We start from the raw sequence: 210 nt of genomic DNA, 5'->3' as shown, positions 1-210 counted from the left end.
ACTGAGCTAGTATCGCATTAGTTATTCGCTGCTCTTACTGCCTTGGGCAATAGATAGCGCTTAACTGTAATGTGGTTGCGGGAGCCGGATTTGAACCGACGACCTTCGGGTTATGAGCCCGACGAGCTACCAAACTGCTCCATCCCGCGTCCGAATGCATTATTTAAGTCAATGACTCTGTTCTCTAAAAAGAGAGAATTTGGAGCGATA

Annotated in this window: 1 tRNA gene; it reads right to left on the bottom strand. The window is 47.1% G+C overall.

Annotated features, from left to right (window positions below):
- Positions 1–72 precede the first annotated feature (72 nt).
- Positions 73–149: transfer RNA gene (locus AB4558_RS21765), tRNA-Met, on the bottom strand.
- Positions 150–210 lie beyond the last annotated feature (61 nt).

Source organism: Vibrio sp. 10N.222.51.C5, assembly GCF_041474575.1.
Taxonomy (GTDB): Bacteria; Pseudomonadota; Gammaproteobacteria; order Enterobacterales; family Vibrionaceae; genus Vibrio; species Vibrio crassostreae_C.
Note: the sequence above shows the minus strand (reverse complement) of the source record. Positions and strands in the feature narration are given on the sequence as shown.